Below are 15064 nucleotides of genomic sequence, written 5' to 3' on the forward strand. Positions count from 1 at the left end.
AATATAGCCGTGTCTAAAGAAAAATTTGAACGTAACAAACCGCACGTTAACGTTGGTACTATCGGCCACGTTGACCACGGTAAAACTACCCTGACTGCAGCAATCACTACCGTTCTGGCTAAAACCTACGGCGGTTCTGCACGCGCATTCGACCAGATCGATAACGCACCAGAAGAAAAAGCTCGTGGTATCACCATCAACACTTCCCACGTTGAATATGACACCCCGACTCGTCACTACGCGCACGTTGACTGCCCAGGGCACGCCGACTACGTGAAAAACATGATCACCGGTGCTGCACAGATGGACGGCGCTATCCTGGTTGTTGCTGCAACTGACGGCCCTATGCCTCAGACTCGTGAGCACATCCTGCTGGGTCGCCAGGTTGGCGTTCCATACATGATCGTGTTCATGAACAAATGCGACATGGTTGATGATGAAGAGCTGCTGGAACTGGTAGAAATGGAAGTTCGTGAACTTCTGTCTGCTTACGAATTCCCAGGCGACGACATCCCGGTCATCAAAGGTTCAGCGCTGAAAGCACTGGAAGGCGATGCAACTTGGGAAGCGAAAATCATCGAACTGGCAGAAGCACTGGACAGCTACATTCCATTGCCAGAGCGTGCTATCGATAAGCCATTCCTGCTGCCAATCGAAGACGTATTCTCCATCTCCGGTCGTGGTACAGTTGTTACCGGTCGTGTAGAGCGCGGTATCGTTAAAGTGGGCGAAGAAGTTGAAATCGTTGGTATCAAGGACACTGTTAAGTCTACTTGTACTGGCGTAGAAATGTTCCGCAAACTGCTGGACGAAGGCCGTGCTGGTGAGAACGTTGGTGTTCTGCTGCGTGGTATCAAACGTGAAGACATCGAACGTGGTCAGGTTCTGGCTAAACCAGGTTCAATCAAACCACACACCAAGTTTGATTCCGAAGTGTACATCCTGAGCAAAGATGAAGGTGGTCGTCATACTCCATTCTTCAAAGGCTACCGTCCACAGTTCTACTTCCGTACAACTGACGTGACCGGTACTATCGAACTGCCAGAAGGCGTTGAGATGGTAATGCCTGGTGACAACGTGAACATGGTTGTTACCCTGATCCACCCAATCGCGATGGATGACGGTCTGCGTTTCGCAATCCGTGAAGGCGGCCGTACTGTAGGTGCTGGTGTTGTTGCTAAAGTTATCGCTTAATCGCTGATAATTAAGAGCAAAAAAAGGGTGCCTCGGCACCCTTTTTTATTGCCCAAAATTTGCAGGTAAAAGAGTACAAACTACATTTGCAATAATAACCATTCTCATTTACAGTTAGTTTAAGATTTAAACGAAGTGTGGTTAATATGTACGTGTGTTTGTGCAATTCAGTCAGCGATAAAACGATTAGACAGGCAGTCAGACGTTACCAGCCGCAAACGTTCCAACAGCTTAGAAGTTTTGTTCCGGTAGGAACGCAATGTGGCAAATGCGTGCGCGCGGCACGACAGATAATGGAAGATGAATTACAGCAAATTCCTGAGTACAAAAACATCGCGTAAAAATACTTAGCTAAAAAGTGTGCCTTTTTTTTGACTTACTCTGAACCGGATCTACGCTTTAGATACCGGAACGGAGGAGTTACCTATGAAAGGCGATAAAAAAGTCATTGCACACCTCAATAAACTTCTTGGAAATGAACTGGTTGCTATCAATCAGTACTTTTTGCATGCCCGCATGTTTAAAAACTGGGGACTGATGCGTCTCAACGGTATCGAATATCATGAATCCATTGATGAGATGAAGCATGCCGATATCTACATTGAGCGGATCCTTTTCCTGGAAGGCCTCCCAAATTTGCAGGATCTCGGCAAACTCAATATTGGTGAAGACGTTGAGGAAATGCTGAAGTCTGATTTGCTGCTTGAACTCGAAGGGGCGAAGGATTTACGCGAAGGCATTGCTTACGCGGACTCGGTGCATGATTACGTCAGTCGCGATTTAATGATTACTATTCTGGCGGATGAAGAGCATCACATCGACTGGCTGGAAACCGAACTGGAATTGATCGGACGTATCGGCATCCAGAATTACATTCAGTCTCAGCTGAAAGAAGAATCACAGTAAACTTCGGTGTCTTAGCTAAACATCAGCCAGATCGCTCTGCTTTCCTGGCTGATGTAAATCAGCGCACCGGCCAGTGCCAGGCAGGGGCCAAAAGGGATTTGCTCTGACATTTTATATAGGCCCATCCGCACCAGTGCGAAAACAATCCCCGCCAGCGCAGCCAGAATGCATAAATAGGGCAACATCTGCCAGCCCACCCAGGCACCCAGTGCCGCCAGCAGTTTAAAATCACCATAGCCCATGCCTTCTTTTCCACTGAAGATTTTGACTCCCCAATACAAAGACCACAACGCCAGATAACCTGCAACTGCACCGTACAACGCATCCTGAAGAGTCACCTCCCCGATAATGGAATGAACAAGTAATCCTGCCCACAGCAGTGGCAGCGTCAGTCGATCGGGAAGCAGATAAGTGGCCAGATCAATCAGGCTTAACGCCAGCAGAAACCAAAATAATGTCAGGGCACTCAGTAAACTTAACGGCGTGGTAAATATAAACGAGAGCCCAAGGAACATGGCAGCACAACCGGCTTCTGTCAGAGGATACCTTTTCGAGATTGAAGCTGCGCAATAATGGCATTTTCCTCGTAACAACAACCAGCTCAGAACCGGAATGTTCTGCCAGTATTTTAGCGGGTGTTTACAGGTCGGGCAGTGTGATGCCGGAAGGCTCAGATTAAAGCCATGTTCTGCCAGCTGACCCTCGTTTTGAATTATCAGTGGCAAGCGATAAACGACGACATTGAGAAAACTGCCCAACAGCAATCCCAAAACAGCGATACAGGTGTGATAAAACCAGCCGGGTAATGAGGCGATATAAGTCAATTGCTGCCATCCTTCGTCCATATGAAATATCTTCCTTGTTATGACATTTGCCCGTTATCGCAGTGTGAGCTGCAGAACACGGACGCTTCCGGTCGGCCCGCTACCTGTCACTATGGAGATGACCACAACCTGAATACCGTGTTCCTTATTGAGGATTTCAAGCCAGCGTAAAAGTGTAGCGTAAGAGATTTGTTCAAAGCGGAGGGTGACTCCCCGGTCATCCTGGGTGGTCTTAGGAAGTTCGAGGGATAAATCCGCCGCTGAGGTGCTGATAGCTTCTGTCAGCTTTTCTTTCTTAACCCGCAGTCCGGAAGGTGCTCCGAGACGCTGAGTTTGCTGAACCATCCATTCCAGCTGGTGACGTTGGGTATTGACCTGGATCCTTGAATGAGCAATCTGATTGTTAAGCGGCGTTAAAATGCCGTACCAGACAAAAGCCACCGCCAGCAAAAAAGTGGCAATCAGTATCAGTCGCCTTTCACTTTCACTTTTCAACATCAGCCACTGTTTCATGATTTACTCCGCTGAGTGAGTGTGGCGGTGATGCCCGCTGAGGACGTGGTTAAATTAGAAATGGCAAAATGGAAATCACTGGCAGTCAGTTCGACGAAATCATCAATAGCCGCGCGATCATCGGTCGTAATCTGCAACGTGAGCGATTTTGTTTCCTGCTGGAAATCCAGTTTATCGATAGCAATTTGTGGGATCTTACTCTGGTAAACGGTCAGTTTTGCCAGGGCTGGAAGAAACGCCGTGGGAGCTTTTTTCATATTTTGTTCAAAATAGAACTTCAGATTACGAGTGTGCTTGTCCTGCGGAAACCAGGTCTGATGAAGTGCCAGCATCTCGTTTTTCAATAATGCTTCCTGCTGTGCAACCTGCCACCAGGTGAACAATTTGGTAGAGATAATCAACACCAGCGTGAATATTGCCATACCTGTTGCTATCCGCTGCAGATGGCGGCCCCACGCAGGTTCTTCTTCGCGTACGGCGAATTCGCCCTGCAGTATATTCACCGCGGACGGGGTGTTATTTTTCATCGCAATCAAAGGATGATCCGGCAGTTCAGCGCGAACCCAGTCAGCAGGGATATCTTGCTCATGTCCGTAATAGTGCAATGCCTCTGGTTTTGCGATGTCCAGCAGCACATCGAGTAAAACCTGCTCTGCCAGACATCCTGAATATTCTGACTGCCGCAGTAGCCACTGATTATCAAGACGAGTTGCTGACCAGCCATCTTCAGGCAGAGGTAACAGTAATGCATCAATGCAGGCGTGTCGTACCCGCAGTCCCGCATCACTAAATCTCTGTAGCCAGCCTCTCAGGAATTCGGCTTCAACACCTGCCACAAAAAGTGTCTGCTCTTTACGAGAAAGCTCAACCCAATGCAATGTATCGACATCGCTGGCGATGCTTTCCTCCGTCTGCCAGGCAATTATCTGGCGGGTATTTTTACCCGCGCGTGGCGGCAATGTTACCTGACGAAAAATCACTTCACTGGCAGGAATGAGCAGGCAGACATCCTGTGCTGACGGTTGTGTGGCGAGTTCTGATAAATGCTCAGCATCCGGCAACAGATGAATGTCGTCATCGTTTTCTGCCCTCTCCGTGAACCAGTGGAGTGAGTGCTCTGGCGTGTTGCCAGCTCTGATAAACAGCCTGTTGGCCGGTTGAAAGTGTTCCATTTACTCAATTACCCGATAGCGTCGCTGATAAATTTGGATTTTTGAATCCTTTGGATTGAACTGAACATAACTGCTCATGGTGTGTTGTTGTTCGAACTGGCCTTGTGTATGGAGTACGAAATACTGGCTGCGGACTGTCAGCAGCGGTTTCAATTCCCCGCTTTTTACTTCCAGAGACAGCTTTTGTTTTTTGACCTCTTTCAGAAAAGCATCAACAGAAACCCAGCCTCTGCGCGGGCGTATAGCGATAAGTTTCGCTGCGTCGTCCTGATTAATGTCACCGAGGAATAAGGCGCTCAGAAGGGGGGTCTGTTCCAGTGTCAGCGTATTCACATTAATTTGCTGGAACTCTTCCGGGAGTGTGCAAAGCTGATTTCGAATTTGCTGCAGCGGTATAAGAGGCAGGTCGGGAAGTAATGCCAGTTCATTTATGGAAAAAAGACGTTGGTTAGCTGCGGCACGTGGCGGCGTCAGTGATTCGTAATAGTCGGATTCGGCACCGGCGGAGCGGATATCGTTATCGGTATCAAGATAATCGCTGAGAGTGTCGGTGAACCGCTCAGTTTGCACGGAAGTTGCCTGTGCATTAAGCAGCAGCTGCTTGAGTATCTGCGTATTGTAGGGCTCATCCTCCAGCGTTTTGCCAGGTTCGTTATTACGCAGGCTGTTAAGGTTAAAGCAGTTCTGACCATCCGCGACAATATAGCTGACGGAGAAACCGTCTTGCCCGTTAAAAACGCCTTTCTGCATGGAAAACTGATCAAGATTGTTGTTTTGCGTATTTTCCGTCAGTTCGTTCTGAAGACGCGGCAATGCTATTTCCTCTGCGGCAAACGTCAGCCAGCGCAATTGCTGCTGGTTGAGTAACCAGCTTTGCCGCTGCTGGCTGACCTGAAATTGCAACGTCATTTTTGCAGCTAATGCTGCCATGATGGCCAGAATCATTAATACGATCAGCAGTGCCACACCTTGTTGTTTATTCATTGATGATGCCCTCCCCACTCATCGGCTCCTGCTGTGTGGGCACAGAATCTGTCGGCCCAGGCGTTTTGCCCGGGGCAGCAACTTCTGTGCTCACGGGGGCTGCTGGCAGCAGGAACAGCCGGCGTATTTCACCCATGTCTTCCAGAGTGACAACGAGTTCGATGGCTTCAGGGAAAGTGCCGGTTTGGCTCCAGCGGTCAGTCCAGCCGGTGGAATAGAAACGCCAGTGCAAAGTGCGTATGCCTGTCAGCATGTTCAGGACAGAGGATGTTGATGCATCCGATAAAGGCGGGGAAGGCAGGGCGTTTACACTGCGAGTCAACGTATGGTCTGTTATTGCCCACTCAACCTGGGTCAAATCACTGGCAGATAAAGGCACTGCTGCCGGATAGCTGCCAATAGTGGTAAAGCGCAATGATGTTTCAGTTGTTGATAAGAACGCCTCTTCTGTATTGGTCTGTCTTGGCAATATTTGTATCAGGTCGCGTTCCAGCAGGGAAAATGCTGTCTGAATTTCGTTCAGCCGAGCAGTGTGTTCCTGTGCCATTTCACTGTTTTTCACGGATGCAGAAAGGATCTGATAGGCCAGCAGGCTCAGCATCGCAAATATTGCCATCGCAATCATGATTTCTATCAGCGTAAAGCCTTGCTGTTTGGCTATGCGGCTTTTACTCATGGTTTTTCTGCCGGTGTCTGCGTCCAGCTGCTGACGGAAAGGATCGGTGAACGGGCTTCTTCAGACTGAAGAACGAATACGCGGTTCAGGCGAATTTTGTTCTCTTTGTCAACGGCATACTGTTGATCAATGAACCACTGCTGACCTGCAAGCCTGACGGGTTTATTTTCTTTATTGCCTTTATTTTCGGATTGGATCTGCGTGTTTATCAGAGCATTTTCGGCGACCCAACTGGCAAAAAGGGTGGTGCGGAAATGCTCTACTGCACTCATCTGGGAGCTCATGCTGTTCAGTAACGCCAGCGCGGCAGTGGCGAAAATAGCGAGTGCAATGATGACTTCAAGCAAAGTCATCCCTTGCTGACTTTTAGCGTCAGGTTTTGCTGGCATACGCATTATTTTTCAGGCCTTCTGACATTGAATCTCAGAGGCAATCGTCCTTCTGAAATGATGCTGCAACAGGCTGGCTCAGATGGGGAAGAAGAAAAACTGAGTTCAAATATGGAAACCGTGCCGTCAGGCATAAAAAGAATCTGTGGTGGCCGGTCGATAGATTTGTTGAGCGTCAACGGAGTGAGCGCAAGGGTTTCTTGTTTCTCAAACTCACCAGCAAGCGGCATGCGGGCAGAGTCTATTTCTGCCCACTGAGGCTCACGGCTATCAGGAATTAGCTGCAGAGTGTTACCCAAAATAACGAACCGATAGGCACTGGCCGTCAGGGAAAGTCCAACCGGCTTTCCTTCTAACACAGCGCGTTCTGAAGCATATTCCATTATCGTCTTCATTTGCTCAGCGCGCTGCAGCTGGGCATTATCGGAGGGTAAAACCATCACCACCACACCTGCGGCAATGGCAAATATTGCCAGTACCATCAGGATTTCCAGTAGCGTGAAGCCGGATTGCTTAGCCGCAGACAAGGTTATTGATCCTTCTCAACCCAGTTCTTGATGTCGTCAGCCGTGTTTGGCTCACCGTCTGGTCCGGCAGAAAAGACATCGATAGCGCCATGTTCACCCGGGCTGAGCAGCATGTATTCGTTACCCCATGGATCGGCGGGTAAACGTTTTATATATCCGTCATTGCGATAATTGGCAGGTAACGGGTTGATCGTGGGCAGGGTTACAAGGGCCTCAAGCGTCTGTTCGGTGGTCGGATAGCGATGATTATCCAGCTTATACATATCGAGTGCGTTCTCGAGCGCGACGATATCACTGACGGCTTTTTGCGTATCCGCCCGCTCTTTGTTACCCATGACATTGGGGACGACGAGGGCAGCCAGAACGCCAAGGATGACGATGACGACCATCAGTTCCATCAACGTGAAACCTTGTTGCTTTTTATCCGTAACAGGATGATGTTTTTGAATATTTAACATTGGATTATTCCTTTAACTGACCAGGTTATTGAGCTGGAGGATAGGTTGTAAAATCGACATGATGATGAACAAGACGATGCTCGCCATCGTGACGATCAACAGGGGTTCAAACAGTGCTAATGCCATCGAAAGCCGGTGCTGCATCAGCTTGTCCTGATTGTCTGCAGCGTGTGCCATGAGCTCACCAAGACGTCCGCTTTGTTCGCCGGAAGCAATCATGTACAGCATCATGGGCGGGAAGAGGTGTGTTTGTTCCAGCACGGCAAAGAGCGAACTGCCCTGTCGGACATGCTCTGCCGCCTGCACAAGCAGGTAATGGATGCGCAGGTTGGTTATCCCTTCAGTCGAGATTTTCATTGCATCGAGTAAAGGGACGCCACTGGATTGCAAAATGCTGAGGGTGCGGGCATAGCGAGCACTGTTTATCGCCCTGATAAGGGGGCCGAAAACCGCCACACTGAGCAACGCCGTATGAAACCGCATAAGGTTGTTTTGACGGCGAAGAAGCAGTTTTATGGCAGCGAGAGCTGCCAGCGCGCCGATGACTAACAGCCACCATGTTCGCTCGAGGAATCCGCTCACGCCGATTAAGATGCGGGTGGTGATGGGCAGCGTATGCTTCATATGAACAAACTGTTCAATGATTTGTGGGACGACGGCGACCAGCAGAATAACGATCACCAGGATGGCGACGATCGTGAGCATGGTCGGGTAGATCATTGCCTGAGAGAGTTTGCTTTTGATCTGTTGCCGGATTTCATAATAATCCGCCATTTTTTCCAGCACGGTACCCAGCTGGCCGGTTCGTTCACCGGCGGTGACCAGCGTTCTGAACATCGGGTCAAAGATGCGCGGGTAATCGGCCAGAGCATCGGCAAGGGTGTGTCCTTCCACTACTTTATGACGAATAGCAGTAAGTACTTGCGTGAGTCCTGCGTGCTCTGTTTGTCGGGCGATAACGGCCAAAGCCGCTTCTACGGGCAGGGCCGCATTGGTTAATGTTGCAAGCTGACGAGAAAATAATGCGACAGCATGGGATGGGACGCGGGTTTTTAATCCTTTGTTCTTCATCTTGCTGGATGTCAGTGAGTTTCCTACCAGCTTTATTTCAAGCAGCGTTAAACCCCGCTCCCGCATAATCTGGCGAGCCTGGCGGAGGGTATCGGCTTCAATTACGCCACGTTGCGTCTTGCCCGTCGAATCCGTGGAATGAAAGGAGAAGCGGCTCATCAGACAAGGTTCCCTGTCGTAATCTCTTGTTCCGCGGTAACCCTGATCACCTCTTCGAGAGTGGTTTCGCCGCTGATGGCCTTGAGCAAGCCATTCTCCCGCAGGCTACGGGCCTTTATGCGATGAATGCTCTCAATGGAAAATTCATCCTGATTCTCATGAATGGCCTGACGGATAGCATTATCGACCACCATGCATTCGTGGATCGCTGCCCGGCCTCTATAACCCGTGAAGTGGCATTGCGCGCATCCGACGGCTTTAAAAACGGCGGCCGGTGGCTCAGGTAAAAAGTGGAACAAAGGAATATGTGAGATATCCAGTGGCGCGGGTTGAGCACAGTGCGGGCACAGACGCCGCACGAGGCGCTGAGCTACCACGCCTAACAGTGACGAGGCGAGGAGGAAAGGTTCAAGTCCCATGTCACGTAAACGGGTAATGGCACCCACGGCGCTGTTGGTGTGCAGCGTTGACATCACCAGGTGGCCGGTTAGCGATGCCTGCACTGCAATTTGAGCGGTTTCACTGTCGCGGACCTCACCGACCATCACTACATCCGGATCCTGGCGTAAAATTGCCCTGAGCCCGAGAGCGAACGTCATGTCTACACGCGGGTTAACCTGGGTCTGTCCCACGCCTTCCAGTTCATACTCAATCGGGTCTTCTACGGTAAGAATGTTCCGCTCGTTATTGTTCAGTGCAGAGAGCACCGCATACAGGGTTGTACTTTTACCGGAACCGGTCGGGCCGGTGACCAGAATGATCCCGTGAGGTTTGTGGATTAAGGCGGTGAGCCGTTGTTCATCCTGTTGGGAAAGGCCGAGCTTCGGAATATCGAGGCACAAATTGTTTTTATCCAGCAGTCGCATTACAACACGCTCGCCATATTGAGCAGGAATGGTTGAAACGCGAATATCAATCGCCCGGTGGCCGATACGCAGCGAAATGCGTCCGTCCTGAGGTAACCGTTTTTCGGCGATATCCAGTTTTGCCATGACCTTGATACGGGATACGAGGAACGGCGCCAACTTGCGTGCCGGTTGCAGGATCTGGCGAAGGACTCCATCAATACGGAACCGGATGCTCAGCATGCGTTCGAAGGTTTCGATATGAATATCTGAAGCGCCTTCCTTTACTGCTTCGGACAGTACTGCATTAATCAGGCGGATAATCGGTGAGTTTTCATCACTCGCCAGCAGATCTTCGTTATCAGGCAGTTCTTCAGATAAAGACAGGAGATCGACCTCGTTATCAATATCATCAATAATTTGCTGAGAGGCGCCGCTGCTGCGCTGGTAAGTTGCAGATAACTTTTCATCGAAAACTTGTGCATGCACGATCTCAATCGCTGTGATTTCACCCATGACCCGCCGCGCTTCAAGCAGCGTTTCTACTGAAATGTCCTGACGGCAAAAAAGCACGCTATCAACGCGAGTGATGCCCTTTTCTTTGGCATAGCTATAAGGCAGAACAGGATTGACCTGTTCTGCTTGCGGAGCATGGGGTGATTCGTTGTCCCTGTTCATGGCTTATCCGCTAAACGGGTTACGAGGTTTGCCGTCATTTGGTGTAGCTGAAATGGACGTTTTAGGTGCAGTGCTTTCCGGGTAATCCGGTAAAACAGAACGGGTATTCGGTATGAGCAGATCCTGATGATCTTCATCCTGACGTGTTTTCTGCAGTTTCTGGAAATGTGAATATTTCTTGTTAGAAATTGAGGAATACACCTCATCATCACGAATAATCGTCGGCCGGATAAATACCATCAGATTGCGTTTGGCCGATTCCGTGCTGGTATAGCGGAACAAATTACCTACCCATGGAATGTCACCCAGCAGAGGGACTTTCGATTTGGTTTCTTTGGTACTGTCATCCAGCAAACCGCCAAGCACTACGGTTTCCCCGGTTCGAACCAGTACGGCATTGGAAATAGTGCGGGTATTGAAGGTTGGGCCAAGCGAAGAGTTGGTTGAGGTATCCACGCTGGATACTTCCTGTTCGATTTCCATCAGCACCGAGTCACCTTCGTTGATCTGTGGTGTGACCTTCAATTTCGTGCCGACGGTTTTGTAAACCACGCTGCTATAAATGTTATCTCCGGATGTCGTCTGCGACCCGGAGAGGGAAGGGACTTCCTGACCGACGTTAAATGAGGCTTCTTTATTATCGAGTGTGACGATGCTTGGCGTAGCAAGAATGTCGTTTTTGTTACTGGTGGATAAGGCGGTCATTAAGACATTCCAGTCACCGCTAAAGAAACCTGCTGTCATGCCGTTGAAGGTTTGCAGGGTGCTGCTCAGCGGGTTATCGCTGCTGATTACACCGTCTTTTTTGTACTGCCGTACGCCGGCCGCAACGGTCGAAATGGGTGCACCGGTACCGGTAAATTGTGTTCCACCAAATTTGTCGTTACTCCACTGGATACCCAGATTGAGTCCGTTACCATCCTGAACTTCAACAATAATGGCTTCGACTAACACTTGTGCACGGCGGATATCGAGCTTGGTAATGACCTGCTCCAGTGACTGCATCACATCCTGCTGCGCAGTAATGACGATGGAGTTCGTTTGTTCATCTGCAGTGATACTCATCGGGGTGTTAGAGGCATTCGATGATTGAGTCGCCTTGCCTTCTTTCATTTCCTGAGTGATGCCTGTCAGCACAGGAACGATTTTTTCTGCTTTGGCATATTTCAGATAGAAAACACGTGTGTTGCCCTGGGACGACTGGTCTTTATCAAGCTGGCTGACCAGCTTTGCAGCGCGGCTACGCACGCCTTCTGGCCCGCTGACGATTAAAGTATTGGTTCTCTCATCAGCGACGATTTTGGCTTGTAATATGGAGGATGATTGCCCTTTGGATTCTTCGCGGATCAGGTTATTCATCATCTCTGCCATTTCGGGCGCAGAGGCGTACCTGAGCTTAATAGTTTGCCTTTGCTGATCGCCCATCGTGTCAACGCGCTCGACCAGATCAATAAGCCGGTTGACCACTGAAGCCCTGCCGGTCAGCAGCAAGACATTGGAAGGTTCGTAGTGAACGACATTACCTACTCCGGTACTGTCATTCATCTGGCGAAGCAAAGGCGCCAATTCCCTGACCGGTACATTACGGAGCGTCACCACTCGGGTGACTATTTCATCTCCTATGCCAGGACGATTTTTGTCCGCGACAGGTACGCCTGACATTTTAGCATTCGCTGAACGCACAACCTTCAGCAGCCCGTTATCCATTGGAACCACGGCATAACCATAGACATCCAGCACACTCAGAAAGAACTGGTAGTACTGCTCTTCATTCAGAACATCATAGCTTTTTACAGAAACAGTTCCCTGCACGGAGGGATCGATTAGGATGGTTTTATTAAGATTCTTACTGACGGTGTCAATAAACTCTTTAATATCCGTGCCCTTGAAGCTGGCAGTAAACTCTTCCGCATGGACAATCCCCGGAAGGATAGCAAATAATATGCATGCCTTTACTAAGAGAGGATTAATGGACTTCTTCATAACTTTTTGTATCCAACCATGTTTCGATAGTAGCTAAATTTATATAGATATTCTGAAGCTGATTCTCTCTCAGAACAGTAAGTTGCACATCTCTCAGATTTTCCAGTTGCCCAATGTATTTTTCTGCGGTGGTAATGTCATCGAGAGCTTGCCCATTTATTTTTACCACAACCTCGTCAGGAATAAGTCCTGCCCTAAGATAAATATCACTGCCTGTTCTGGGATTAAACCTATAACCTGTAAGTTTCTCATTTTTATATATGGGGTTGGCAACTAAATAATGTATTAAGTATTTTGCATGTTCTCTTTTTGCGTTATCCATTATTGCTTTAGGAGATTTATTATCTCTTAATTTATCATTAAGGGATAAAGTTGCCGTTCCCCGCGGTGTGCGTATTAACACTTCATCGGGTTTTACTGACTGCAGGTATACACTTTCCATATCATCAATTTTCTCGCCCTCGCGATAGCTATGCTGACCGGAAGGGCCTTGCAGGATGGCCAGCGAGCGAATGTTGTTGCTGCTTGTCAGAACCCCTTTGAGGACTAACGGCAGCATCACATTTACTACAGGAGCCTGTACTGCCTGTGTTACCGCCGGGTTTTTACGATTCTCGAAGAGCGTATTGGGCGTGTTGGCTATGGGGTGAAACGTGCGAGAAGGCTGCTGCAACGACCCACTGTTTGTTCTGTCACTCATCACAAAAAAGAATATGCTGGAGCAACAAATCATCACGCATATGAATATAATTACGATATACATTGCCATCTTCAATGATATCTTAGGCCAATACCCTTTATTCTTGATGGCAGACATGTGTTGGATCATTCCTTTGCACTTTCATTATTCCTGTGGATTACTTATTAAGCTATATTATGCGCAGAAAAACATTGATGCACATTAATACATGTTCAATATGAATGAGGTTGTGTGTCTTGATCTTTCAGACTGACTCCTTTTTCGGGTTCTTGTATTTATACACCATTCGTTGAATGTGTAAAATGTTATGGAAATTGGCATGTACTGTGATTACTTTAAATTTATTACCCACCCGTTTCTGGTCGATAATTATTTCAATAATATACGTTTGTTGGCTGCTCAGGACTTTATTCTACAGACGTTAAATCAGGGCGGCATTGCGATTATCGGTGGGGATAAAGGTGTGGGGAAAACGCGTCTTGCGCATGAAATTGCCAGAGAGAGTCAGCGTCAGATCCTGAACTTAAGTGCAGCCTCAGTGGACGATACCGGTACCGAATGCCTGGGGCAATTGCTAGCCTGCTGTGTTCATTTAAAAAAATGGCGTTCATTACCCGCTTCTGTTCTTGCTCTACGAATTGCAGAATTTTTTGGCCAAAATGAAAATACCGCTCAGCCGTGGTTGATCGTTGTAGACAATGCTGAAAACCTCACTAGAGAAAGCTATGAGTTTTTAAGAACATTTAAAAGCTATCCGCAATCCTCTCGCATCTCGTTCCTGCTCGTTGAGGAACGCAAGGGGATTTCTGGCAATGGTAAAGGTTGTCGGAAGCCTTTTGCGCATACTTATTACCAACTGCTTCCAATGAGCTTCACCGAAACCTCAGATTATCTGTCACAACGATTGCAATCAGCTGGAGAGGAACCCGCGCTGATCCAAGGACCGGTGGCCAAACTACTGCATAACGCCTCGGGTGGACAGATCCAGTTGATTAATGAATTGGCCGCGGATTCGCTTAACAGCGCGTATGCAGAAAAAACATCGTCAGTCACCTACCGGCAGATGAAGGTCTGCATTGAAACCCGCGGACTAATGCCGGGCAGAAAAAAATGCCTCACGCTGCTCATCGCCTCTTACATGCTTTTTGGCGGTGTTCTGGGATGGACGTATTTCAATTATGCAAAACCTTATCTCCCTCTGCCAGTGAGCCTTTCGCAAAGGCTGCATGAAATCCCTGCGGGAGCCAACACACTCATTGATGTTGGCAGTAATGAGCGTCACGGGATGCGTCAGCTCTTCCAGGTATGGGGATATGATGTCTCGCTTGATGATGCGTTTTGCGACCAAGCTGCGCGGGCACAGCTGAGCTGTAAAAAAGGCACAGCAATACTCGATACCTTAATTGAGCAAGGCATGCCCTGGCTGAGCCCGATTAGCGTCGATGGACAGACTGTCTACGTTACCGTAGTGAAAGTGACAGATGAGACGCTAGATATTCTCATTAAAGGCAGCACGTGGACGGTTCAGCGCAACTGGTTTGATAGCGTGTGGGCGGGGGAGTATATCCAGCTATTGCCACAGACCCCGAGCGGGAAAAGTGTCATCAACAATACCAGCCCCGAAACGGATACCGCCTGGTTGGATATGACCCTGAGCAAAATCCTTAATCTTCCATTCAGTAAAACCGGGCGATGGGACAACGATTTAATCGGTAAGATTAAATTATTCCAGCAGCGGGAAAATCTGGTTGTTGATGGACGTGTAGGTAAAGGCACCCTTATACAAATCGCTAAACGTACTGGCAACATGCCTGAACTGCTTACAAAAGAAGATCTCTAGGTTAAAAATGCAAAACATCCACTTATCGGCTTACACAAGCCACTTAAACAAACAAAAGGTGAAGGTGGCGGTTCGTCGTTCGTTCAGGACAAGTCTATATCGCCTGATGTTTATCATTCTTTTTCTGTTTGCGGGAGGGCTGGGC

16 protein-coding genes are annotated in these 15064 nt (G+C 48.7%); 4 read left to right on the forward strand and 12 right to left on the reverse strand.

From position 1 onward, the window contains the following. Positions 1 to 9 precede the first annotated feature (9 nt). From tuf to bfr, 3 genes are all read left to right on the forward strand, one after another. Complete coding sequence (tuf, locus tag J1778_RS04765) at positions 10 to 1194, forward strand: elongation factor Tu (RefSeq protein ID WP_013573670.1); 1185 nt, start codon at positions 10 to 12, stop codon at positions 1192 to 1194. Positions 1195 to 1340: 146 nt separating this feature from the next. Then, a complete protein-coding gene (gene bfd / locus J1778_RS04770) occupies positions 1341 to 1535 on the forward strand; it encodes a bacterioferritin-associated ferredoxin (RefSeq protein WP_217172210.1) in 195 nt (64 codons plus the stop codon). Positions 1536 to 1620: 85 nt separating this feature from the next. Continuing rightward, complete coding sequence (gene bfr / locus J1778_RS04775; protein ID WP_014333589.1) at positions 1621 to 2100, forward strand: bacterioferritin; 480 nt, start codon at positions 1621 to 1623, stop codon at positions 2098 to 2100. An 11-nt stretch (positions 2101 to 2111) separates the two neighbouring features. Here the strand turns inward: bfr and J1778_RS04780 are convergent, their stop codons facing one another. From J1778_RS04780 to gspC, 12 genes are read right to left on the reverse strand one after another with little or no spacing between them, the layout of a single operon-like run. Beyond that, a complete protein-coding gene (locus J1778_RS04780; RefSeq protein ID WP_217172211.1) occupies positions 2112 to 2945 on the reverse strand; it encodes a prepilin peptidase in 834 nt (277 codons plus the stop codon). A gap of 33 nt (positions 2946 to 2978) precedes the next feature. After that, positions 2979 to 3437, reverse strand: a complete 459-nt coding sequence (gene gspM / locus J1778_RS04785) for a type II secretion system protein GspM (protein ID WP_217172212.1) — start codon at positions 3435 to 3437, stop codon at positions 2979 to 2981. After that, positions 3434 to 4609, reverse strand: a complete 1176-nt coding sequence (gspL, locus tag J1778_RS04790; protein ID WP_217172213.1) for a type II secretion system protein GspL — start codon at positions 4607 to 4609, stop codon at positions 3434 to 3436. The genes gspM and gspL overlap by 4 nt, the downstream gene beginning before the upstream one ends. Next, a complete protein-coding gene (gene gspK / locus J1778_RS04795; protein WP_217172214.1) occupies positions 4610 to 5593 on the reverse strand; it encodes a type II secretion system minor pseudopilin GspK in 984 nt (327 codons plus the stop codon). It lies immediately after the preceding gene. Beyond that, complete coding sequence (gene gspJ, locus J1778_RS04800) at positions 5586 to 6269, reverse strand: type II secretion system minor pseudopilin GspJ (protein WP_217172215.1); 684 nt, start codon at positions 6267 to 6269, stop codon at positions 5586 to 5588. The genes gspK and gspJ overlap by 8 nt, the downstream gene beginning before the upstream one ends. Beyond that, a complete protein-coding gene (gene gspI / locus J1778_RS04805; protein WP_420804064.1) occupies positions 6266 to 6664 on the reverse strand; it encodes a type II secretion system minor pseudopilin GspI in 399 nt (132 codons plus the stop codon). Before gspI ends, gspJ begins: the two co-directional genes overlap by 4 nt. Then, a complete protein-coding gene (gspH, locus tag J1778_RS04810; RefSeq protein ID WP_217172216.1) occupies positions 6664 to 7185 on the reverse strand; it encodes a type II secretion system minor pseudopilin GspH in 522 nt (173 codons plus the stop codon). Before gspH ends, gspI begins: the two co-directional genes overlap by 1 nt. 2 nt (positions 7186 to 7187) lie before the next feature. Next, entirely contained in the window at positions 7188 to 7643 is a 456-nt protein-coding gene (gene gspG, locus J1778_RS04815; protein WP_217172217.1) for a type II secretion system major pseudopilin GspG, read from the reverse strand. 12 nt (positions 7644 to 7655) lie between these two features. Beyond that, positions 7656 to 8873, reverse strand: coding sequence for a type II secretion system inner membrane protein GspF (gspF, locus tag J1778_RS04820; protein ID WP_217172218.1), 1218 nt, complete (start codon positions 8871 to 8873; stop codon positions 7656 to 7658). Next, positions 8873 to 10396: a type II secretion system ATPase GspE gene (gene gspE / locus J1778_RS04825; protein WP_217172219.1), complete on the reverse strand. Its 1524-nt coding sequence runs from the start codon at positions 10394 to 10396 to the stop codon at positions 8873 to 8875. Before gspE ends, gspF begins: the two co-directional genes overlap by 1 nt. A gap of 3 nt (positions 10397 to 10399) precedes the next feature. Then, positions 10400 to 12379, reverse strand: coding sequence for a type II secretion system secretin GspD (gene gspD / locus J1778_RS04830; protein WP_217172220.1), 1980 nt, complete (start codon positions 12377 to 12379; stop codon positions 10400 to 10402). Further along, complete coding sequence (gene gspC, locus J1778_RS04835) at positions 12363 to 13196, reverse strand: type II secretion system protein GspC (RefSeq protein ID WP_217172221.1); 834 nt, start codon at positions 13194 to 13196, stop codon at positions 12363 to 12365. The genes gspD and gspC overlap by 17 nt, the downstream gene beginning before the upstream one ends. Before the next feature lie 190 nt (positions 13197 to 13386). On the opposite strand from gspC, the gene J1778_RS04840 reads away from it, so the two are divergent. After that, on the forward strand, positions 13387 to 14919 hold the full coding sequence (locus J1778_RS04840) for an ExeA family protein (RefSeq protein WP_238484569.1): 1533 nt from the start codon (positions 13387 to 13389) through the stop codon (positions 14917 to 14919). Positions 14920 to 15064: the final 145 nt, after the last annotated feature.

This window comes from Rahnella bonaserana, from assembly GCF_019049675.1.
GTDB lineage: Bacteria > Pseudomonadota > Gammaproteobacteria > Enterobacterales > Enterobacteriaceae > Rahnella > Rahnella bonaserana.